Origin of the sequence: Streptomyces sp. NPDC005263 (assembly GCF_042872365.1) — a bacterium.
Taxonomy (GTDB): Bacteria; Actinomycetota; Actinomycetes; order Streptomycetales; family Streptomycetaceae; genus Streptomyces.
This window is the reverse complement of sequence record NZ_JBIAKJ010000009.1, coordinates 175,237-197,480: the sequence shown is the minus strand read 5'-3', so window position 1 is coordinate 197,480 and position 22,244 is coordinate 175,237. Positions and strand designations below refer to the sequence as shown.

The window sequence follows — 22,244 nt, the reverse complement described above, 5'->3', positions numbered from 1 at the left end:
GGTCGGCATGAGTGACGACGGTATGGACGAGGTGCTCGCGGAGGTCGGCCCGCGACTGCGTCGGATCCGCAAGGAGCGCGGCGCGACGCTGGCCGGGCTGTCCGGGGCGACCGGTATCTCGGTGAGCACGCTCTCCCGGCTGGAATCGGGTCTGCGCAGGCCCAGCCTGGAGTTGCTGCTGCCGATCGCGCGGGCGCACGAGGTGGCGCTCGACGAACTGGTGGGCACCCCCTCGGTGCGCGACCCGCGGGTGCGGACCGCGCCGATCTCCCGGCACGGGCGCACCTACTGGCCGCTCACCCGCCAGCCCGGCGGACTCCAGGCCTTCAAGGTGCTGGTTCCGCAGGGGAACGAGGAACCGGAGCCGCGGACCCACGAGGGTTACGAGTGGCTCTACGTGCTGTCCGGACGGCTCCGGCTCGTGCTCGGCGGGCACGACGCGGTCCTGACGGCCGGGGAGGCCGTGGAGTTCGACACCCGGGTGCCGCACTGGTTCGGGTCGACGGGGGAGGGGCCGGCGGAGTTCCTCAGCCTCTTCGGGCCGCAGGGGGAGCGGATGCACGTGCGGGCGCGGCCGAAGCGGTCGAAAAGGACGGCCCGCGAGGGCGACGAGGACCACTGACGTACCACCGAAGCCGACGGGCGGGAAGTGTTCCCTGATCAGCAAGCGACCGCTTAGTATGCGAGGGACCCCGGTCAGACGAAGCAGTCCTGTGGAGGCCCCGCATGCAGGCATGGCAAGTGCACGAGAACGGCGAGCCGGGCGAGGTGATGCGCCTGGCGGACGTGGCGCGGCCCACGCCCGGTGACGGCCAGGTCCTGCTGAAGGTGCGCGCCGCGAACATCAACTTCCCGGACGTGCTGATGGCCCGGGGTCACTACCAGGTCAGGCCGCCGCTGCCGTTCACGCCCGGCGTGGAGATCTGCGGCGAGACGGAGGACGGGCGCCGGGTCGTCGCCAACCCGGCCCTGCCGTACGGCGGTTTCGCGGAGTACGCCGTCGCGGACGCCGCCGCTGTCCTGCCCGCCCCCGAAGCGCTGGACGACGCCGAGGCGGCCGCCCTGCACATCGGGTACCAGACCGGCTGGTTCGGCCTGCACCGCAGGGCCGGGCTGGAAGCCGGCGAGACGCTGCTCGTCCACGCTGCCGCAGGAGGGGTCGGCAGTGCGGCCGTGCAGCTCGGCAAGGCTGCCGGAGCGACGGTGATCGGAGTCGTCGGCGGCGCCGACAAGGTCTCCGTCGCCCGGCAGCTGGGCTGTGACGTGGTGATCGACCGGCGCGGCGAGGACGTCATCGCCGCCGTGAAGGAGGCCACCGGCGGCCGGGGCGCCGACGTGATCTACGACCCCGTCGGCGGCGACGCCTTCACCCAGTCGACCAAGGTCGCCGCCTTCGAGGGCCGGATCGTCGTCGTCGGCTTCGCGAGCGGCACCATCCCCAGCCCGTCGCTCAACCACGCCCTGGTGAAGAACTACACGATCCTCGGCCTGCACTGGGGCCTGTACGGCACCAAGAACCCGAAGCTGGTCCAGCACTGCCACGAGCAGCTCACCGACCTGGCCGCCCGGGGCGCGATCAAGCCGCTGGTCAGCGAGCGGGTGCCGCTCAGCGGTGCCGCGGCCGCTGTGCAGCGGGTCGGGGACGGTGTGACGACCGGACGGGTCGTGGTCGTCCCCGCCCTGACGGAAGGAACGGCGGCATGACCGACGCAGCCGAACTCAGGCGCCGCACAGCGGAGTTGCTGGCCGCCCATCCGCCCGCCGACACCGACCGGCTCGACTTCCTCAAGGCCCGGTTCGACGCCGGACTCGCCTGGGTGCACTACCCCGAGGGCCTCGGCGGCCTCGGAGCCCCGCGCTCCCTCCAGGCCGTCGTGGACGCGGAGCTGGCCGCCGCCGGAGCCCCCGACAACGACCCACGGCGCATCGGCATCGGCCTCGGGATGGCCGCGCCGACGATCCTCAAGTACGGCACCGACGAGCAGAAGCAGCTGCTGCGGCCGCTGTGGGTGGGCGAGGAGGTCTGGTGCCAGCTCTTCAGCGAGCCCGGCGCCGGGTCCGACCTGGCCGCCCTGCGTACCCGGGCCGTCCGTGAGAGTGGGGGAGAGTGGGTCGTCAACGGGCAGAAGGTGTGGACGTCCAGCGCGCACCTCGCCCGCTGGGCCATCCTCATCGCGCGCACCGACCCGGACGTGCCCAAGCACCGGGGCATCACGTACTTCATCTGCGACATGACCGACCCCGGGGTCGAGGTCCGGCCGCTGCGCCAGATCACCGGCGAGGCCGAGTTCAACGAGGTCTTCCTCACCGACGTCCGCATCCCCGACTCCCGGCGCCTCGGTGAGGTCGGTGACGGCTGGCGGGTCGCCCAGACCACACTGAACAACGAACGCGTCGCCATCGGCGGCATGCGGCTGCCCCGCGAGGGCGGCATGATCGGCCCGGTCTCCCGGACCTGGCGGGAACGCCCCGACCTGCGCACCCACGACCTGCACCAGCGCCTGCTGAAGCTGTGGGTGGAGGCCGAGGTCGCCCGTCTCACCGGCGAACGCCTGCGCCAGCAGATGGCCGTCGGCCAGCCCGGCCCGGAGGGCGCCGGCATGAAGCTGGCGTTCGCCCGCCTCAACCAGGAGATCAGCGGCCTCGAGGTCGAACTCCTCGGTGAGGAGGGCCTGTTGTACGACGACTGGACCATGCGCCGACCGGAGCTGGTCGACTTCACCGGCCGCGACGCCGGCTACCGCTACCTCCGCTCCAAGGGCAACAGCATCGAGGGCGGGACCAGCGAGGTCCTGCTGAACATCGTCGCCGAGCGCGTCCTGGGCCTGCCCAGCGAACCGCGCACCGACAAGGACGTCGCCTGGAAGGACCTCGCCCGATGAGCACCGAGCCGGACCTGCTGTACTCGGAGGAGGAAGAGGCGCTGCGCGCCGCCGTCCGCGACCTGCTCACCGACCACTGCGACCCGGCGGGCGTGATCGCGCGGACCGAGTCGGCCACGCCCCACGACCGCGAGACATGGAAGGCCCTCACCGAGGGCATGGGCCTCGCCGGGCTGCTGGTGCCCGAGGCGCACGGCGGCCAGGGCGCGACCCACCGCGAAGTCGCCGTCGTCCTGGAGGAGTTGGGGCGGGCCGTGGCGCCCGTGCCCTACCTGACCAGTGCCGTCGTCGCCACCGAGGCGCTGCTGGAGTGCGCGGCCGACGACCTGCTCGCCCTGCTGGCGTCGGGCCGGACGATCGCCGCCCTCGCCGTCGCGCTGCACACGGCACCGGACGCGGCCTTCACGTCCGTACGGCTGGAGAACGGCACCCTGCACGGGGAGCTGACCGGGATCGCGGACGCGGCTGTCGCCGATGTGCTGCTCGTCCCGGCCGAGGACGGCGGGCTGTACGCCGTCGACGCGGACGCCGTGACCGTCACCCCGCAGGTGCCGCTGGACCTGACCCGGCCGCTCGCCACCGTCACCCTGGACGGTGCGTCCGCCCGCCGGATCGGTGACGCCGGGCCCGCCGTACGGCGCGCGCTGCGCACCGCGGCCGGGCTGCTGGCCTCCGAGCAACTCGGCCTGGCGGAGTGGTCGTTGACCGAGACGGTCCGCTACCTCAAGGAACGCAAGCAGTTCAACCGACCCGTCGGCGGATTCCAGGCGCTCAAGCACCGGCTCGCCCAGCTCTGGCTGGAGGTCGTCAACCTGCGGGCGGCGGCCCGGGGCGCGGCGGACGCGCTCGCGACCGGCGAGGACGTCGACGTGGCGGTCGCCGTCGCGCAGGCCTACGCGGCCCCCGTCGCGGTCCGCGCCGCCGAGGAGGCCCTGCAACTGCACGCCGGCATCGGTATGACCTGGGAACACCCGATCCATCTGAATCTGAAGCGGGCCAAGGCCGACTCGATCGCCTACGGCACCGCGGGCGCCCACCGCGCGACCCTGGCCGAACTGGTCGACCTCCAGGCACCCTGACGTTCACGAGGCAAAGCCCGCCCGCCCGGCGAATCTCCAGCGGGCGGGCTTTTCCGTGTGCCCTGCGCGGATGAGATGAACGGACAGCGGCAGTCCGGCCAACTCCTGTTCCGGCTCTGCACCTCGGGGTCGTACGGATCGCATACTCACCCCCAGTCCCGCATTCGCTCGACCGGGGGACAGGGAACCCCCCATCGATCCCGTACGGCCCACCAGGGAGGCAGAGTATGGCCCTCACCACCCGACGCAGAGCCCTCACCACCCTCGGCGCCGCCCTTGCGGGCGCGGTCGCCCTGCCCGCTGCGGACGCCTTCGCAGCCGAACACCGGCACCGGCCGCGCCCGTTGTGGCGTGCCCACGCGCACAACGACTACGAGCATCCGCGGCCCCTCCTCGACGCCCTCGACCACCGCTTCGGCAGCGTCGAGGCCGACATCTACCTCGTGGGCGACCAGCTTCTCGTCGCCCACGACCCCGTCGACCTCGACCCGACCCGCACCCTCGAATCCCTCTACCTCGACCCGCTGGCCGCCCGGGTCCGGGCCAACCACGGCTCCGTGTACCGGGGTTGCCGCGAGCCGCTGCAACTGCTGATCGACATCAAGACGGAGGGGTCGTCGACCTACCTCGAACTCGACCGTCATCTGCGGCGCCACCAGCACCTCTTCACGACCTACGCCCACGGCCGGGTGCGCCCGGGCGCGGTCACGGCGGTCATCTCCGGGGACCGTGCGGCGCGTACCCCGATGGAGGCCCAGACCGTCCGCCGGGCCTTCTACGACGGCCGGCTCGCCGACCTCGGCAGCACGGCACCCGCCTCCCTCATCCCGCTGATCAGTGACAACTGGATGCTCAACTTCACCTGGACGGGTGTCGGCGCCTTCCCCGACGCCGAACGGCAGAAGCTGCGCGGCATCGTCCGGGCGGCTCACCAGCGCGGTCAGAGGGTGCGGCTGTGGGCCACGCCGGACCTGGCCGGCCCGGCGCGGGACGCCGTGTGGGCCGAACTGCTCGCCGCCGGCGTCGACCACATCAACACCGACGACCTGGCGGGACTGGAGGCGTTCCTCGACGCCCACCAGGCGACGTAGCCACCAGGCGACGTAGCCACCAGCCCGACGTGACCACCACCCGCCGGACACCACCTGTTCGGCGGACAGGTCAGCCGCCCGGACGAACCCTCCGCTACGCCACACTTGCGGCCGAACGCCGCGAACCAGACATGGCGGCGTGGCGGAGGAGGTTGACGATGGCGATTTCCATCTCTGTGGTGCTGCTGCTGGTGATCCTGGCGACGGTCTTCCTGCGCAGTGGCGGGCTGAAGGTCTCCCACGCGCTGGTGTGCCTGCTGCTCGGCTTCTACCTGGCCGGCACGGACATCGCACCCAGCATCAACAGCGGTCTGATGGCGACGGCGGACATCGTCAGCGGCCTCAGACCGTGAGCGTCAGCGGGTCGTGAAGACCCCGATGCCGTTGGGGACGGGCCGCTCCGCGCCCCCGGAGGGATGGTTGCGTACGGTGACGGTGCTCGCGCCGGGCACCCGGGCGGCCAGGGTCGTGGAACCGCCGCCGTCCAGGCTGAAAGCGTCGACCGACCCCAACTCCCGCATGATTCCGGCGACTTCGGCGATGGTGAGCCCGCTGCGGTACTGGGGTGCGCCGTCCAGCGCGAGCAGCAGCAGGCGCCGCCCGCCGTTCGCGACCCCCACGGCGGTCCGCACGGCCGAGGTCGTGTTGTCGAGGCCGGGCAGCGGCAGCTCGCCCCGCAGGACGGGGTAGCCGCCGAGCGCGAAGCGGTACCGGACCCGGGTCGAGGACGACACCAGGCGGTGCCGCACCGTCACCCTCTCGCCCCGGGAGAACGTCCGCAGCTGCCGCGCGCCCGCCTCCCGGCCCACCAGCACGGTGGTCCCCGCGGTGATGGGGCCACTGCCGGGAGTGTCGGACACCGACACGACCCGATGGTGACGGACGGTCACCTCGTAGGTGTCCTTGCTGCACGGAGCGGCCCGGTCCACGTCGGTGCCGCAGGTGGCGCGCACCCGGGAGGCGCTGCCCCAGTCGGAGGTGAACGCGCCGACGGAGCCCTCCGGCAACGCGTACTGGTTCAGCCCGCCGAGCGGCAGTCGCCCCACCGGCGTGCGGATCGAACCGTCCAGGGCGAGGGCGTCCAGCCGGGCCCGTCGGTCCACCCCCACGCCGAACACCTCCTCGGTGCCGGTGCCGGGCGGCAGCGCCGGGCCGAAGCGCTGGCCGTCGGGCACCGCCGCCTTGAGAACGTGGCCCCGTGTGATCGCCGGGCCCACGGTCGCGCCCGTCGCCTCGACACCCGGGTGCTGGGTCTCGCTGATGTTGAAGAAGTCGCCGTTGACACCCGCCACGGCCCCGGCCGCGTCCGCCATGCCGGAGACGGGGGCACGCGCGGCCACCGCCCCCGGATACAGCAGGTCCAGGCGGACGTGAGGATCGCGCAGGTCGACGGTGAGCACATGGGCGTGCGCCACCCCCTTTGCCGCCGGGACGTCGAACTCCCGGTACCCGACCCCGGGCGCGAGCGCCGTCCCGTCCGCTACCGCGCCGGCCGGTGCCGCCCCCACCAGGGCCGCACCGGCCAGGGTGCCGAGCGCCGCGAGCAACGCCAGTACGTTTCTGCCCGCCCCGAACCGTCTCTGACGACGCGTCACAGTCACAGTCCCCCCACTGATGTCTCGTCCCGTCCTGATGTCCCGTCAACTGTTCCAGGACCCAGGGGAAGTGCACCAGACGACCGGGAGCGGAGCGGTGTCTATGCGCCGACGACCCGCGAACGGATGAGGAATCGCACCCCCTCGGGTGCCTCCAGCGAGAAGCCGCTGCCGCGGCCCTCGACGACGTCGACGATCAACCGGGTGTGGCTCCACACCTCGTACTGGCTGCGGGACATCCAGAACGCCACCGGCTCCTCGACCCCCTCCACCACCAGCTCGGCGAGCAGCACGTCCGAGCCGCCGGTACGGAACTCGCCCGCCGCGAAGCACATCGGCGCGCTGCCGTCGCAACAGCCGCCGGACTGGTGGAACATCAGCGGGCCGTGCGTCTCGCGCAGTCGCCGCAGCAGGTCGGCGGCCGCGTCCGTCAGCTCGACGCGGGGGGTCTCGTCGTACCCGGCGCGTGCGGATTCCTCGTCCATGGTCCCCGAGTGCAGCACGGGCAAGGTTGCGAGAGGGTTGCACGCGCCCGCGCGGTCATCGGGCGTACGGGGTGAAGTGGGCGGGGGTGTGGTCGACCGGCAGGTCGGGGCGCCATGCGGTGAGTCCCTGGGCACTGCACACGAACAGGTTCTCCGGCAGCCGGTCCAGGGCGAACCAGCGCCAGTCGCCGACGCGTTCGCCGGGCTGGTCGGCCGGCTCGCCCCGCCACGCCGCCACCAGGGCGGGCACCGTCACCCGTACGACGTCGCCGACATGGTCGAGGAGCGTGCCCAGGAGGTGTACGTCGGCGGGGCCCGCCTCGATCCCCGTCTCCTCGGCGAGTTCGCGCACCACCGTCTCCTGGAGCGACTCACCGGGTTCCACCGTGCCGCCGGGCAGCTCCCAGGTGCCCCTGCGGTGCCGCCCCAGCAGCAGGCCCCGCGGGCCGTACAGGATGGCGCCGACACCGAGGGCGCCGTGCGGGACCGGCGGCCCGGCGCCGCGGGGACGGGAGGAGACCCGCAGGGGGCGGGTGACGCGGAGGATCCGGTGGGAGGCTCGGTCCGGCGCGTCGAGGACCTCGACGTGTTCGACACGCAGCCCGTGCTCGCCGAGCAGGTCGGTCCAGAGCTCCGGCGTGAGCACCCACCTTCGGGCGCCGTCCGCGCCGCGAGGCTCGACCGACGACGAGGGGCCGTCGCCGCGGGAGTCCGTGTGCGGCACGCCGAAGCACAGCGTCCCGCCGGGGCGGAGCGCCGAGGCGAGGGCGGGCAGCAGGCGGCGGGGATCGACGGACGCGACGGCGTCGACGGAGTAGATGACGTCGTACGGCTCCGCGCTGCTCAGGTACTCCACCGCTTCGGCCCGCACCAGGCGCAGTCCCGGCAGCGAGCCGTGCTCGGCGCCCGCCCGCTCGCAGGGCCCCGAGTCGACCGCGTCCACCGAGGCGCCGTACGCGCGGACGAGGTGGGCGGCGTGCCGACCGGTGCCGCAGCCGAGGTCGAGCACTCGCCGCCCCGAGATGTCGCCGAGGATCCCGGTCCCCGGGCCGGCGCCCGGGAAGCCCCAGTCGAACGGCGCCGCGGCGTCGTCGGGACGGAAGGTCTGTGACGGCAAGCTGCCTCCTGGTGACGAGGGGTCAAGGGATCCTGTGGCCTCCCCATGATGACCGAGCGGCCGCCGATGTCCTCAGAGTGTCCGGGGCCGCGGGAAGGTCTCCAGCGCCTCGGCCAGGCCCGCCGGGTCGGTGCCGACCTTGCGGTACACGGAGGACAGCAGCTGTCGCACCCCCTGTTCCTTGAGGCGGAGATCCTTCGCGACCACGGCTGCCGGGTGGCCCTGAGCCGTCATCTCGGCCGCTTTGCGTTCGTGGGCCGTGAGGGTGTCGGTCTGCGGGTACCGCAGCGGCAGCGGGCGCAGGCCGGCCGCGGAGAGTTCCGCCCTGGCCCGGGCGGCCAGCGCGTCGGCACCGCAGTGCACCGCTCCTTCCAGGCCCTGGTAGAGCCGGTCCGCGGCGTCGTGGAGCTGACCGTACCGGGCCAGCGAGGCACCGTGACCGACCAGCGCGCGGGCCAGCTCGTAGGCGGCGGGCGACCGTTCCAGATGCTCCACGGCGGCGGCGTGCAGAGCGAGCGCCGCCCGCCCGCCGGTCACCTCCGCCAAGGTGTGCGTCGCCTGTCCGATCGCGGACGCCGCGCCGAAGTCCCGGGCACGCTCAAGGGCCTCCTCGGCGTACCGCACGGCTCGGTCGGGGGCGGAGCGCGCCACGGCGGACGCGAGATGCAGCTGCCACGGGCACCAGGCGGGGTTGCGCCAGTCCCGTCCGTCCAGCCAGTTCCCGACCTCGGTCAACAGGCACTCCGCCTCGGCGAGGCGTCCCTCCGCCAGCAGCAACTCGGCATACACCGTGCGGGGATCGGGGTAGATGACGGCATTCGGGACGTCCCCGCCGTAGTCGTGGCGGTCGGCGATCCGGCGCGCGTCTCGGGTGCGCCCGCGGGCCAGCAGCGTCTGGATGAGGATGCCGACGGCGAACCACTGCGCGGGCACCGCCCCTTCGACCCGCTGCGCCGTGCGCAGGCCCTCACGCACCCAGTGCTCCGCCTCCGCCAGACACCCCCGGCGGTGCCGGATGTAGGCGAACAGGGCCTGGCCGACGGCCAGATGAGAGCCCCGCCACCCCTTGGTCTCGCACTCCGCCATCCCCTTGGTGAACAGTTCCTCGGCCCGGCGCGGCCGGTCGCAGTACATGTAGGCGAGGGCCACGGAGACGGGGACCTCGAAGCCCCGGTTCTCGTCGGTCCAGCTCATTCCGCCGCGCAGGGCGTCCTCGGCGTGTTCGAGGACGGTCCGTCGTGGCTCGCCACGCAGCAGGGCGTCCCACGAGCGCAGGCCCAGAATGCAGCGTTCCTCGAGGCCGCGGTCGGCCGGCCGCCCCCGGTCCGTCAGCCGTGCGGCCAGCCGGGTCAGCGTGCGGGAGCGGGCGGACGAGTCGGGTTCGTCGGTGCGGTTCATGCTCCAGACGAAGTGATCGGCCTGCATCCGCAACCGGACCCGGGCGTTGGTGGTCAGCCGTGCCTCCTCGGCGGCCACCTGCGCGGCCTCGGCCAACCGGTCCGTGTGGGCGAGTGCCTGGGTGAGCCGGTAGACGATGGAGGCGCGCAGTTCGGGGTCGATCCCGGGCTCCGTCAGAGCCGCCCTCAGATGTCTCACGGTGGCCGTGGGTTCGATGAGGAAGGTCGAGCCCGCGAGTTCGTGCAGGAGGGCGGCGCGCTCCTCCGGCAGACAGGGCTCCTGCAACGCCCGGGTCAGCAGGCGGCGGGCCGCTTCCGGAGAGCCCGCCCGCAGGGATTCACGGGCGGCTTCCCGGAGACAGTCCACCGCTTCGGGTTTGCCGTCGCAGGGGACCTCGAGCAGGTGCCGGGCGGACGCGGTCGGGCCGAACCCGGCCGCGCGCAGCGCCTCGGCGGCCGCGTTGTGCATGCCGACCCGCAGACCCGACGGGATGGACTGGTAGATCGTGGTGGCGATCAGCGGATGGACGAACCCCAGGTCGCCGCCGGGCCCGTCGGTGTCGGTCAGGATGCGGGCGGCGCGCAGCTTCTCGGTCGCCTCGGCGGCGGCCTCGCGGCCGATCGCCGCGATGGTGGCGGCGAGGTCGGGCGAGAACGGCGCACCCAGGACGGCTCCCGCGTACGTGAAGCGGACGGTGTTCGTGCCGAGCCGCCGCAGCCGCTCGACCAGCCCGGGTCCCTTTACCGCGGAGGCCAGGGCCCGCATCGTCGGCAGCTCGTCCTGGCTGCCCCGCAGACCGCGCTGGCCGAGGCGGATGGCGAGTTCCACGGTCTCGAACGGGTTGCCGCCGGTGACGGTGCGGCACTCCTCGCAGAACTCGTCCTCGGCGCGTCGGCCCACCTGCTCCCGCACGATCCGCGCCACGCCCGCGGCGGTGAGCGGTGCGAGTGGGTGGGGGCGGCTGCCGTGACCGTCGACCAGGGCGCGGAACGCGGCGGCCTCGTGCGGCAGTTCGTCGGGCCGGTAGGCGACCACGATCAGCAGCGGCAGGTCCGCGGCCCGGGGCGCGAAGGAGGCGAGCCAGCCGAGGGACTCGATGTCGGCCCAGTGCAGGTCGTCCAGGAGCAGCACGACGGGCGCCTTCTTCGTCACCGTCAGGCGGGTCATGACCCAGTCGAGTCCGTCGCGTACGCCCGCCGGGTCCGGTACGTGCGAGGTGTCCGCCGCCTCCAGGCCGAGCGTGGCGGCGATGATGGCGTACCAACTGCCCAGGAACGCCTCCCGTTCCGTCTCGTCCATGGTGGCCAGCGCGGGTTGGACGAGCTGGCGGACCACATGGAACGCCAGCTCCTGGTCCGCCTCACCGCCCCTGCCCGAGAGCACCCTGAAGCCCGCGGCCGTGGCGCGGGCGCGGGCTTCGGTCATGAGTGCCGTCTTGCCCAGCCCCGCCGGGCCGGTGAAGGCGAGCAGCCCGGTGTGCCGGGTGCACGGGCCGCCGTCGGCGACGGCCCGCAGATCCGACAGCGCCGCGTCGAGCGCACCGAGCTCCTGTGCGCGTTCGAGCAACTGCCGGGACGAGCTGCTCGGTTGCCGTGACCCATGCGCCATGTGCCGTACCGCTTCCTGTCGTTCGACCACCGGGAGGCAGGCAGGAGCGTACGCCCCACGACATGCGGTATGGGCGAATTCGCGAACGAATGTGCCAAGTATGGATGAATCACCCGCCCTCGTGGCTTGGCGGGTCCGTCTCGTGGGTACGGTCGACCGAATGTGCCGCCCTCGAAAGCACCGTGACGGAAGGTCTCACGACGCGGGCTCCGTCGCCGTGTCCGCGTAGCGCGGCACCGTACGGGACCAGTGGTAGCACCCGCCGATCCAGCCGGCCATGCCCTCCACGCAGTCGAGTCCCGCGGGACTCAGGACCGGTTCGATCTGCGCGCGGAGCCTCTCGAACTCGTCGATGGCGCTGTTGATCTGCCGGATGGCCAGGGTGATGGCGACCGGCAGGGAGCACCCCCGGGCGCGCTGGTGGGCCAGGGCCAGATTGATCAGACCTCCCGCTCGTTGTTCCTTCACCGCGGAGAACAGGTCCGCGGTCCACACGGCCGCGTCGACCGACAGGCGCCGCATGCGCCGCATGACCGGATGGTGAATCTCCTCGGGGGCGGACTCGCCGCGCCGCGCGGCCTCGTACAACGGGTAGAAGGGCTCGACGCCCGCGGTCAGCGAACGTACGGAGGTGCACAGACCGGTCCGCAGCGGGAAGGCGCCGTTCTGGGCCACGGATTCGTACAGCAGCCCATGGACGTACTCCCGGCTCGTCCAGGCCCAGCGAGCCGCCTGTGCCGGGGTGCAGCGCTCCTGGACCTGGCGGTACAGGTCGGCCAGGGCCGCCCCGAGGGCCGTGGTGGGCGGCTGGCCGTCGCGCAGGATCGCCACGCTCTCGCAGAGCATCGGCAGCAACCGGTCCGGCCACCGACGGCCGACCTCCTCCGCCCGGTCGTCGAAGACGAACTGATAGGCGATCTGGTTCGCCACGATCTGGAGGATGTCCGCGTCCACACCCGGACTGGTGCGGGACGCCAGCTCGGCGGGGCGGGTGCGGCGGAGCATCTCCGGTACGCCCGGTTCGCGGTTCAGTCCCTGCGCGCGGAGCCACTCCTCGACGCCCGCCACGGCCAGCGACTCGTGGGGGTTCCTGAGGAGCGCGTAGGGCATGTGGAGGTGGGTGTCGACCAGTTCCTTGAGGGTGGAGGCGTGCGGTGAGCCGTGCGGGGTGGTCATGCTCTCCTCATGCGTCGTCGACACCGGTGTCACCTGCCGTTCGGGCGTCCGTGGCTCGCAGGGCGGCATCGGCAGCTCGAAGGGCGACATCGGCCCGGAGCGCGGCCGCGTCCTGCTGGGCCGGTATGTCCGTCGTACGGCGGACCCGGGGTTCACAGGTCATCACCAGCGACCTCGGACCCAGCGTCACCACCGGGCGCTGCGGCCCGACCGGGCCGGGCAGGTGCCGCAGCCGCCAGCGGCCCGCGACGACCGCGACGACCGCGATCGCCTCCGTCATGGCGAACGTGTCGCCCAGGCACTTGCGGGTCCCCGCGGCGAACGGGAGCAGCGCACTCTGCGATCGGGGTGCCGGTGCGGGCAGCCAGCGACCGGGCAGGAAGCGGTCGGGTTCGGGGAACGACGCGGGGTCGTGATGCAGGAGGTAGGGGCTGTACAGAACGGTTGATCCCTTGGCGAGACGGTGCCCGGCGAGTGTCGTGTCCCGGGTCGTGACGCGGGTGAAGAGCCAGCCCGGCGGGGAGTGGCGCAGCGTCTCGGTGATGACGGCGCGGGTCTGTGCGAGGCGCGGGAGATCCTCGGGGGCCAGGCGGGGGCGCCCGGCGAGCACGGTGTCGATCTCGCTGTGGAGACGTTCCTCCGCCTCCGGATTGCGGGCCAGCAGGCCGAAGGCCGAGGCCAGGCACAGGGCGGTGGTCTCCACCCCGGTCAGCAGCAGGGTGATGAGCTGGTCGTGGATCTCCTGCTCACTGACCGCCGGCCCTCCGTCGCCGTCGCCCCGCGCGGCTTCCAGCAGCGTCTCCAGCAGATCGTCGTGAGGGGCGCCCGCGGTGCGTCGGCGACGCTCGGCGATCACACCGTCGATGATCGTGTGCAGCCGGGCGACCGCGTGCCGATAGCGGCGGTTCGCGGGCGTGGGCAGACGGAAGACGGCGTCGACGGAGACGACCGTGCGCAGGAACAGGCCCCGCACGAACTCTTCGAGACAGTGCCGCACCTCGGCGGTCGTCGCCGCGTCGAGGGAGTCGGAGAAGAGGATGCGGCTGATCACCCGGGTGGTCATGGCCATCATGGCCGCGCTCACGTCGACCTGCCGGCCGGGGCGCCACTCACGGCACACCAACTCGGCCTCGTCCAGCATCAGTCGGGTGTGCTCGGCGACCCGTGACGGGCGGAACGCGGGCTGGACCAGCCTGCGTTGCCTGCGGTGTTCCGCGTGCGGGCAGGTGACGACGCCGTCCCCCATCAGCAGCCGCAGCCGGTCGTACTGCGTGCCTCCCCTGTCGTAGGTACGGGTCTCCCTGAGCATCTCGTGGACCAGGTCCGGGTGGCACACCACCCAGGCGCGCAGGGGACCCAGCCGTATCTGCACCAGGTCTCCGTGTGCGGGCAAAGAATTCAGAAACTCCAGCGGGCGTCGGAACAAGGCGATACCGTGAGCGATGGAGGGGAATATGCTGGGAGCAGTACCCACTCTCCACTTTCGCTCCGGCTCGGGGACAAAGGTGTTCATCGAATACCACCGTCTCGGCCAGAATGCGGAATGCGGAATTCAGTGATGTGTCGCCGACGTGGTGCTTGAACCGTGTCCTGCCCAGTCCACCTGCCGCCCGACGTGCCGACACCTTGCCTCAAGGGGGCGCACGGGAGCGCGCGGGAGCATTTCGCAAAAACGCGATTCGCTCGTACGCCCAGAATGTCGGTGTACTTCCGCCCCTGGGGTGTCTTCCGTCGTCTCCCGCGACCCTTTTCCGCGTGCAACGATCTGGTTCGGATGCCTGAACGTGCGGAATTCAGCCGGAATGGGATCGTCCGCGGGTGCGGTATCCGATAAGGAGGTTCACAGACGGATGACGATCAGCGCCGTGTCGTCGGTGGTGCCGCTGGAGGGGAGGAGGTCGGTCAGGAGGGCGTCGGACAGGGGCTCGACTTCGGCATGCCGATGGCGGCTCAGGGAGTCGGCGAGGCGGGCCAGGCCGGTGTCGATGTCCTCGTCGCGGCGTTCGATGAGGCCGTCGGTGTACAGGACCAGCGTGGACCCCTCGGCGAAGGAGGCACGGGCCTGGGGGCGGGGAAGGTGTTCCGGGCGGGTGGCGAGCGGGGGATCGGTGGCCTGGTCCAGGAAGGTCACGTTGCCCTCGGGGTCCACCAGGGCGGGCGGCGGATGGCCGGCGCAGCTGTAGGTGACGGTGTGACTGTCCCAGTCGATGAAGGTCGTCACGACGGTGGTCGCCTCGGCGCCCTCGACGAAACGGGCGTACAGGCCGAGCGCCTCCAGGGCCCGGGCCGGGCCGTCGGCGACGCGGCAGGCCGCGCTCAGCGCGCTGCGCAGCTGTCCCATGGTGCAGGCGGCCCCGAGGCCGTGGCCGACGACGTCGCCGACCGCGACCGCGAGGTTGTCGCCGGGCAGGTCCACCAGGTCGTACCAGTCGCCGCACACGTTCAGGGCGCCGATGGCGGGCCGGTAGCGCACGGCCGCCTCGTGCGGACCGATCGGGCCGGGCGCGGGCAGCATCGCCGCCTGCAGCGCCAGCGCGACCTCGCGCTCCCGGGCGTGCGCCTGGCGCAGCCGTTCATTGACGTCCTGCAGTTCCCGGGCGCGGGTGTACAGCTCGGCCTCCAGCACGCGGGCCCGGTCCTCGTCGCCGACCGGTCCGCCACGGGCACGGATGAGTTCCGTGACCTCTTCCACCCGGTGGACGACCAGGGCCACCCTTCCGTCGGGGTCGAGGACGGGTGCGTTGACCGGGCTCCAGTAGTGCTCCCGCCAGTACCCCGGGCGCGCGGGATCCTCGATGTCGTAGCGGATCAGTGCCATCGTGTCGCGCTCGCCGGTCTCCACCACCCGCAGCATCGACGCCTGCGTCTCCTGCATGCCCGCCGCGGCCGGGTCGTTCGGGTTCTCGGGGAAGACATCGAAGATGTAGCGACCCAGCAGCTGCTCACGGGTGCGGCGGGCCAGCCGCAGGAAGTCCTCGTTGGCGTCGGCGTACACCAGCTCGGGGGTGAGCAGTGCCACCATGCCGGGCAGGGCCCGGAAGACCGCCGCGTAGTCGATCTGCGGTTTCCTCATGTGCTGTCTGCCTCGACAGGGGTCGTCATTGCCTGATTTTCCACGATAGACGGAATGAGCCACCGACGAGGGGCGGACCGGGTGGGGCTTGGGCTGCTCGGCGGTGTGCCGTGGCCGGCCGGAGCCGCCGCCGGTCGCCTCGACCCGGGCCGTCGGGCCCGCGTGGCTCAGCAGTGCAGTCGGGGGGCGAGTCCGTCGGTCCTGGGAGCGCGGTCGCGGTAGGTGTCGGTGACGAAGCCGAGGAAGGTGTCGACGTCGGCCTGGTTGGAGGACAGACCGAGGGACACCCGGACCGCGCCGCCGGAGGGGAGGCCGAGGCCGGCGAGGTAGTCGTCGACGGTGCCGTCGGGACTGAGGCTCACACCGCGCAGGGCCGACGGGCCGACGCCGAAGGCGGCCTCGCCGGCGCCCGGGTTGCAGAAGCAGCCGGTGCGCAGGGAGATCCCGCGGGCGGTGCTGTCCCGGCTGACCGCGCGTTCGTCGATGACCTGCCCCCGAGGGTCCAGGAGGTTCAGGCTGATGGTCGCGCCGCGCAGGTCCGTGCCGAGGGGGCCGTAGAGGCGGGCCAGGGGCTCGCCGTTCGCGTGTCGCAGGGCGCGCAGGCCGTCGAGGAGGGAGCGGGTCAGGCCGGTGACGTGGGCGTGGACGGTGTCGATGCCTATCGAGCGGATCCAGTCCAGTCCCACCTCGACGTCGGGGATGGACAGGAAGTCGAGGGTGCCGTCCTCGAAGGCGGTCTCGTCGTCGGCCATGCGGTGCCACCGGCCCCCCGCGCTGGCGACCCGGATCGTCCCGCCGGAGAACCAGGGGCGGCGAAGCCCTGCCAGGGCCGCACGGCGGGCGACGAGGGCGCCGACGCCGGTGGGGTAGCCGAAGACCTTGTACCAGCTGAGCGCGGTGAAGTCGGGCCGTGTCACGCTCAGGTCCAGCCGGTTGGCGGGCGCGAAGGCGGCGGCGTCGAGCAGGACCTGGTAGCCGTGGGCCCGGGCGCGTTCGATCCACGCCAACGGGTGCTGGACCCCGGAGAAGTTGCTCTGCGCGGGGAACGCGAACAGACCGCCGCTGCCGACGTCGGCGGTGAGCGCCTGGTCGAGCGTGTCGTCGGACATCCTCAGCTCGGGCCCGTCCAGCGGTATGTAGTGCGTGTCGGCCCCGCGTGAACGGGCGTACTCGCGAAGCCCGTTGACGGAGTTGTGGTTGTCGGCGGTGAGCAGCAGACGGCTGTCCCCGGAGAACGGGTACGCCTCCCCGACCAGACGTATGGCGCCGGTCGCGTTGGGCGTGAAGACGACGGCGTATTCGCGCGGGTCGGCGTTGAGGAAGCGCAGCACGGCCTGCCTCGCGCTGCGTACCAGGGCCTCGGACGCCGCCGCTGTGGGATTCTCCGAGTGCGGGTTGCCGAAGGCGTTCGCGGTGATCCGGTCGGCGTGGGCGCGCAGTTGTCGCCTGGCGGGCAGAGCGGCGCCCGTGTGGTCGAGGTAGACATGCTTGTTCTCGTCCAGGTAGCCGTACTCGGTCGTGCGTAAGTCGGACGGCGAAGATGCGTCGAACATCTGTACAGCTTAGGCACTTCGCGTGGAAGCGCGGGCCTCGTGGGACGGTGACGGCGGCTCCGTGTCCCGCGCGCTCAGCGGCCGGGCCCGCCGAACGCCTTCAGGATGCGCTCCGCGGCCAGCGTCGCCGTCAACTCACCGTCGCGCACCTGCTGTTCGAGACCGGGCGCGATCTCCCGCACGGCCGGGTCGGCGTGCAGCCGGCCGAGCAACTCGTCGCGGACCATGGACCACGCCCAGTCGACCTGCTGTTCGCTGCGCTTGGCGGCCAGCCGCCCGGTGGAGTCCAGCAGGGTGCGGTGCTGCTCCAGGCGCTCCCAGACGGTGTCCAGGCCGGTCGACTCCCGGGCGCTGCAACTGAGCACCGGCGGGGTCCAGGCGGCGTCCTTGCCGTGCATGAGGCGCAGCGCGCCCGTCAACTCCCGTGCCGCCGCGCGGGCGTCGCGCTCGTGCGGGCCGTCCGCCTTGTTCACGGCGATGACGTCGGCCAGCTCCAGGACGCCCTTCTTGATGCCCTGCAGCTGGTCCCCGGTGCGGGCCAGGGTGAGCAGGAGGAACGAGTCGACCATGTCGGCGACGGCGGTCTCCGACTGGCCGACACCGACCGTCTCGACCAGGATCACGTCGTACCCGGCCGCCTCCATCACCACGATCGACTCGCGGGTGGCCTTGGCGACCCCGCCGAGAGTGCCCGCGCTGGGGGAGGGGCGGACGAAGGCCGCGGGGTCGACGGACAGCCGCTCCATGCGGGTCTTGTCGCCGAGGATCGAGCCGCCGGTCCGGGTGGAGGACGGGTCGACCGCCAGCACGGCCACCCGGTGGCCCAGCGAGGTCAGCATGGTGCCGAACGCGTCGATGAAGGTCGACTTGCCCACCCCCGGCACCCCGCTGATCCCGATCCGCCGGGCCCGCCCGCTGTGCGGGAGCAGCTCGGTCAGCAACTCCTGTGCCAGCGCCCGGTGTTGAGGCCGGGTGGACTCGACGAGCGTGATGGCGCGGGCCACGATCGCCCGTTTCCCGTCGAGCACGCCCTTCACATACGCGTCGAGATCGATCACCGCGGATGCCCGAGGCCGGCCGCCAGCCGTGTCACCAGGTCGTGGGCCGCGTCCGGGATCACCGTCCCGGGCGGGAACACGGCCGCGGCGCCCATCTCCAGCAGGGTCGGCACGTCCTGCGGCGGGATGACACCCCCGACGACGATCATGATGTCCTCGCGGCCCTCCTCGGCGAGCTGCTCGCGCAGCGCCGGTACGAGGGTCAGATGGCCCGCGGCCAGCGAGGAGACCCCGACGATGTGCACGTCCGCCTCGACGGCCTGGCGGGCCACCTCGGCCGGGGTCTGGAACAGCGGACCGACGTCCACGTCGAAACCGAGGTCGGCGAAGGCGGTGGCGATCACCTTCTGGCCGCGGTCGTGACCGTCCTGGCCCATCTTGGCGACCAGGATGCGCGGCCGCCGCCCCTCGTCCTCGGCGAAGGCGTCCACCAGGGCCCGGGTGCGGTCCACGGACGGGGACTCGCCTGCTTCGTTTCGGTACACGCCGGAGATGGTACGGATCTGGCTCGCGTGCCGGCCGTACACCTTCTCCAGGGCGTCGGAGATCTCCCCGACGGTGGCCTTCGCGCGGGCCGCGCGCACCGCCAGCTCCAGCAGGTTGCCGTCGCCCCCGGCCGCCCGGGTGAGGGCGTCGAGAGAGTCCTGGCAGGCCCGTTCGTCGCGCTCCGCCCGCAGCCGCCGCAGCTTCTCGATCTGCTGGGTACGCACCGAGGAGTTGTCGACCTTCAGTACGTCGATCTTCTCGTCGGTCTCGACGCGGTACTTGTTCACGCCGATCACCGGCTGACGGCCGGAGTCGATGCGGGCCTGGGTGCGGGCCGCGGCCTCCTCGATGCGCAGCTTGGGGATGCCGGCGTCGATGGCCTTGGCCATGCCGCCCGCCGCCTCGACCTCCTCGATGTGCTGCCAGGCCCGGCGGGCGAGGTCGTAGGTCAGCTTCTCCACGTACGCGCTGCCGCCCCACGGGTCGATGACCCGGTTGGTGCCGGACTCCTGCTGGAGCAGCAGCTGCGTGTTGCGGGCGATGCGCGCCGAGAAGTCAGTGGGCAGCGCGAGGGCCTCGTCGAGGGCGTTGGTGTGCAGCGACTGGGTGTGGCCCTGGGTCGCGGCCATCGCCTCCACACACGTACGCGTCACGTTGTTGAACACGTCCTGCGCGGTCAGCGACCAGCCCGAGGTCTGCGAATGGGTGCGCAGGGAAAGGGACTTGGCGTTCTGCGGGCCGAACTGCTTGACCAGCTTGGCCCACAGCAGCCGGGCCGCCCGCAACTTGGCGATCTCCATGAAGAAGTTCATGCCGATCGCCCAGAAGAAGGAGAGCCGGGGCGCGAACGCGTCCACGTCCAGGCCGACCTCACGGCCCGCGCGGATGTACTCCACACCGTCCGCGAGCGTGTACGCCAGCTCCAGGTCGGCCGTCGCACCCGCCTCCTGGATGTGGTAGCCCGAGATGGAGATGGAGTTGTAGCGCGGCATCCGCTGCGAGGTGAACGCGAAGATGTCGGAGATGATCCGCATCGACGGCTTCGGCGGATAGATGTACGTGTTGCGGACCATGAACTCCTTGAGGATGTCGTTCTGGATGGTCCCCGCCAACTTCTCGGGCGGTACGCCCTGTTCCTCCGCCGCCACGATGTACAGCGCCAGCACCGGCAGCACCGCGCCGTTCATCGTCATCGACACGGACATCTTGTCCAGCGGGATGCCGTCGAAGAGCTGCCGCATGTCGTAGATCGAGTCGATCGCCACGCCCGCCATGCCGACGTCGCCGGTCACCCGCGGGTGGTCGCTGTCGTAGCCGCGGTGGGTGGGCAGGTCGAAGGCGACCGACAGGCCCTTCTGGCCGGCCGCGAGGTTGCGGCGGTAGAAGGCGTTGGACTCCTCGGCGGTGGAGAAACCCGCGTACTGGCGGATCGTCCACGGCTGGTTGACATACATCGTCGGATAGGGGCCGCGCAGGTACGGGGCGACGCCCGGGTAGGTGCCCAGGAAGTCCAGGCCCTCCAGGTCACGGCCGGTGTACAGCGGTTTGACCGCGATGCCTTCCGGGGTCTCCCAGAACGACTCGTCCCCGCCCCTCGCCGTATCGACGGCCTTGCGCCACTCGTCGGCGCCGCCGTCGGCGGTGGGCGTCCCCAGTTCGATCCCGGTGAAGTCGGGGATTCCCATCAGGACACTCCCATGCGGTCGAGGGTGGCGGAGAGCACGGCGACGGCGTCACAGCCCGCGAAGACATAGGCGTCGACACCCGTGTACTGCCCGGGACGGCCGGCCAGGAACACATGGCGGGCACCGGCTGCCCTCAGAGCCCGCGCGGTGCTCTCGGCCTGCTCCTCGTACAGCGTGTCGCTGGAGCACAGGCAGACCTCGGTGGCGCCGCTGTCCTCGAAGGCGCCGTCCGTGACGGGCTCGATGCCGCCGGCCTGGAACAGGTTGGCGGCGAAGGTCGTGCGCGCGGTGTGCGCGGCCGCCGGGCCGATCGCGGCCAGGTAGACGCGCGGCCGGGATCCGGTGGCGGCGAGATGGGCGTCGGAGCGCGCCCGCAGGGCCTCGTACGCCTCGTCGCGCCGCACCCGCGGCAGCCCGCCGGACGGCGGCTCGGGAGCCGGTGCACGTTCCACGGGACGTTCGGCGAGGTACGGGAACTCGCTGACACCGGTGATGGGTTCGCGGCGCTCGGCCAGCTTCGCGCTGCGCGCCTCCCAGGTGTCCGCCAGGTCCTGGGCGAGACGGCCGGAGCGCAGGGCGGCGGCCTGACCGCCGACGCCCTCGATCCGCTGGAAGAACTCCCAGCCCGCGTGGGCGAGTTCGTCCGTGAGCCGCTCCACGTACCAGGAGCCGCCCGCCGGGTCGGTCACCCGGGACAGGTGGGACTCCTCGACCAGGATCGTCGAGGTGTTGCGGGCGATACGGCGTGCGAACGCGTCCGGCAGGCCCACGGCGTGGTCGAAGGGCAGCACGGTGACGGCGTCGGCGCCGCCGACCCCGGCGGCGAGCGTGGCGATGGTCGTGCGCAGCATGTTCACCCACGGGTCGCGGCGCGTCATCATCACCGGCGACGTCACGGCGTGCTGCACCTGCGCCCCCGCGCCCGGAGCCCCGCACACCTCGGCGACCCGCGCCCACAGCCGTCGGGCCGCGCGCAGCTTGGCGATGGTGAGGAACTGGTCGGCGGTGGCCGCGTACCGGAACTCCAGCTGAGCACAGGCCTGTTCGACACTGAGCCCCGCCTCGGTCAGCTCACGCAGGTAGGCGACGCCGGTCGCCAGGGAGGCGCCCAGTTCCTGCGCGGCCGAACCGCCGGCCTCGTGGTACGGCAGCGCGTCCACGGTCAGGGCCCGCAGCCCCGGGTATCTGTCGGCGCACAGCCGCGCGAGAGCGGCCGCCGGCGCGAAGTCCGACGCGTCGCCCGTACGGGCCTGGTGGGCCAGCGGATCGGCGCCCAGGTTGCCGATCGCCGCGTGGTCGGCGACGCCCCGCTCCTCGTACAGGCCCAGCAACTCCCGTGCGGCGGCGTCGAATGCGCTGCCCGCGTCCAGGACGACGGGCGCGAGGTCGAGGTGGACGCCGTCGAGGACCCGGCCGAGGGAGCCGAGCGGCAGGCCGCCCGTTCCGACGACCAGCCACAGCGAGGTGACGCCGTTCTCCAGATCCCCGAGCACCGCGTCGCCGCCGGTCGCGGCGTGCCGTTGCCGGACGTCCCAGCCGCCGGTGACGCTTCCCTCGGCCCGGCCGCCCCGTACGAACGGGGGGAACCCGGGGAAGCCGGGCTCGGGCGTCACATCGTTCGCGGTGTACAGGGGGCGGGTGCGCAACCCGTCCTCCAACGCGGTGGACAGGGCGTCTTCCGCTGCTTCCCCCGAGACTTCCTTTCCCGACTTGCGCAGGACGCCCGCCACCAGGCGTTGCCACTGCTCGTGCGTCGCGTCAGGGAACTCGGCGGCCAGCGAGAGCCCGTCGTCAGGCAGGACCGTCATGCTCGGATGCTAGGTCAGACCGCCAAAGGAGCGGCAGAGGACACCGCTGTGACCTTGCACTCCCTGTCACTGTGACCTGCGTTGCCCTGCTGGGCGCGGCCACGTGCCGCAGGGACGACGGCCCGGCCCCGCACTGCCCCTCGGACCGGT

At 72.3% G+C, this 22,244-nt stretch carries 17 protein-coding genes; 6 read left to right on the top strand and 11 right to left on the bottom strand.

Features of this window, described 5'->3' with window-relative positions:
* Positions 1 to 7: 7 nt before the first annotated feature.
* The 6 genes from ACFYRY_RS33760 to ACFYRY_RS33735 all read left to right on the top strand — a co-directional run bounded on the left by ACFYRY_RS33760 (position 8) and on the right by ACFYRY_RS33735 (position 5,405).
* Entirely contained in the window at positions 8 to 622 is a 615-nt protein-coding gene (locus ACFYRY_RS33760; RefSeq protein WP_389154393.1) for a helix-turn-helix domain-containing protein, read from the top strand.
* 104 nt (positions 623 to 726) lie between these two features.
* On the top strand, positions 727 to 1,704 hold the full coding sequence (locus tag ACFYRY_RS33755; protein ID WP_389154391.1) for an NADPH:quinone oxidoreductase family protein: 978 nt from the start codon (positions 727 to 729) through the stop codon (positions 1,702 to 1,704).
* A complete protein-coding gene (locus tag ACFYRY_RS33750; RefSeq protein WP_389154388.1) occupies positions 1,701 to 2,882 on the top strand; it encodes an acyl-CoA dehydrogenase family protein in 1,182 nt (393 codons plus the stop codon). The genes ACFYRY_RS33755 and ACFYRY_RS33750 overlap by 4 nt, the downstream gene beginning before the upstream one ends.
* Positions 2,879 to 3,961 carry an acyl-CoA dehydrogenase family protein gene (locus tag ACFYRY_RS33745; RefSeq protein ID WP_389154385.1) on the top strand — a complete coding sequence of 361 codons (1,083 nt, stop codon included), beginning with the start codon at positions 2,879 to 2,881 and terminating at the stop codon, positions 3,959 to 3,961. The genes ACFYRY_RS33750 and ACFYRY_RS33745 overlap by 4 nt, the downstream gene beginning before the upstream one ends.
* 227 nt (positions 3,962 to 4,188) lie before the next feature.
* Positions 4,189 to 5,052, top strand: a complete 864-nt coding sequence (locus ACFYRY_RS33740) for a phosphatidylinositol-specific phospholipase C/glycerophosphodiester phosphodiesterase family protein (protein WP_389154382.1) — start codon at positions 4,189 to 4,191, stop codon at positions 5,050 to 5,052.
* Between the two features lie 158 nt (positions 5,053 to 5,210).
* Positions 5,211 to 5,405, top strand: coding sequence for a hypothetical protein (locus ACFYRY_RS33735; RefSeq protein WP_356770476.1), 195 nt, complete (start codon positions 5,211 to 5,213; stop codon positions 5,403 to 5,405).
* 3 nt (positions 5,406 to 5,408) lie between these two features.
* Here the strand turns inward: ACFYRY_RS33735 and ACFYRY_RS33730 are convergent, their stop codons facing one another.
* The 11 genes from ACFYRY_RS33730 to ACFYRY_RS33680 form a co-directional block, all read right to left on the bottom strand.
* Positions 5,409 to 6,647 (bottom strand): phosphodiester glycosidase family protein, encoded by a 1,239-nt coding sequence (locus ACFYRY_RS33730; protein ID WP_389154379.1) that lies wholly within the window; start codon positions 6,645 to 6,647, stop codon positions 5,409 to 5,411.
* A gap of 101 nt (positions 6,648 to 6,748) precedes the next feature.
* Positions 6,749 to 7,132, bottom strand: coding sequence for a DUF779 domain-containing protein (locus tag ACFYRY_RS33725; protein ID WP_389154376.1), 384 nt, complete (start codon positions 7,130 to 7,132; stop codon positions 6,749 to 6,751).
* 55 nt (positions 7,133 to 7,187) lie between these two features.
* A complete protein-coding gene (locus tag ACFYRY_RS33720) occupies positions 7,188 to 8,249 on the bottom strand; it encodes an NUDIX domain-containing protein (protein ID WP_389154373.1) in 1,062 nt (353 codons plus the stop codon).
* A 72-nt stretch (positions 8,250 to 8,321) separates the two neighbouring features.
* A complete protein-coding gene (locus ACFYRY_RS33715; protein ID WP_389154370.1) occupies positions 8,322 to 11,255 on the bottom strand; it encodes an ATP-binding protein in 2,934 nt (977 codons plus the stop codon).
* A gap of 195 nt (positions 11,256 to 11,450) precedes the next feature.
* Positions 11,451 to 12,455: a (-)-alpha-amorphene synthase gene (locus tag ACFYRY_RS33710; RefSeq protein ID WP_389154368.1), complete on the bottom strand. Its 1,005-nt coding sequence runs from the start codon at positions 12,453 to 12,455 to the stop codon at positions 11,451 to 11,453.
* Positions 12,439 to 13,803: a cytochrome P450 gene (locus tag ACFYRY_RS33705; RefSeq protein WP_389154365.1), complete on the bottom strand. Its 1,365-nt coding sequence runs from the start codon at positions 13,801 to 13,803 to the stop codon at positions 12,439 to 12,441. Before ACFYRY_RS33705 ends, ACFYRY_RS33710 begins: the two co-directional genes overlap by 17 nt.
* Positions 13,804 to 14,271: 468 nt before the next feature.
* A complete protein-coding gene (locus ACFYRY_RS33700) occupies positions 14,272 to 15,504 on the bottom strand; it encodes a PP2C family protein-serine/threonine phosphatase (RefSeq protein ID WP_389154362.1) in 1,233 nt (410 codons plus the stop codon).
* Positions 15,505 to 15,671: 167 nt separating this feature from the next.
* The gene (locus tag ACFYRY_RS33695; RefSeq protein ID WP_389154360.1) at positions 15,672 to 17,057 is read right to left on the bottom strand and encodes an aminotransferase class V-fold PLP-dependent enzyme; all 1,386 of its coding nucleotides are present in this window, start codon (positions 17,055 to 17,057) and stop codon (positions 15,672 to 15,674) included.
* Between the two features lie 74 nt (positions 17,058 to 17,131).
* Positions 17,132 to 18,115 (bottom strand): methylmalonyl Co-A mutase-associated GTPase MeaB, encoded by a 984-nt coding sequence (gene meaB / locus ACFYRY_RS33690; RefSeq protein WP_389154357.1) that lies wholly within the window; start codon positions 18,113 to 18,115, stop codon positions 17,132 to 17,134.
* A complete protein-coding gene (scpA, locus tag ACFYRY_RS33685; protein WP_389154354.1) occupies positions 18,112 to 20,286 on the bottom strand; it encodes a methylmalonyl-CoA mutase in 2,175 nt (724 codons plus the stop codon). Before scpA ends, meaB begins: the two co-directional genes overlap by 4 nt.
* Positions 20,286 to 22,094 (bottom strand): methylmalonyl-CoA mutase family protein, encoded by a 1,809-nt coding sequence (locus ACFYRY_RS33680; RefSeq protein WP_389154351.1) that lies wholly within the window; start codon positions 22,092 to 22,094, stop codon positions 20,286 to 20,288. Before ACFYRY_RS33680 ends, scpA begins: the two co-directional genes overlap by 1 nt.
* Positions 22,095 to 22,244: the final 150 nt, after the last annotated feature.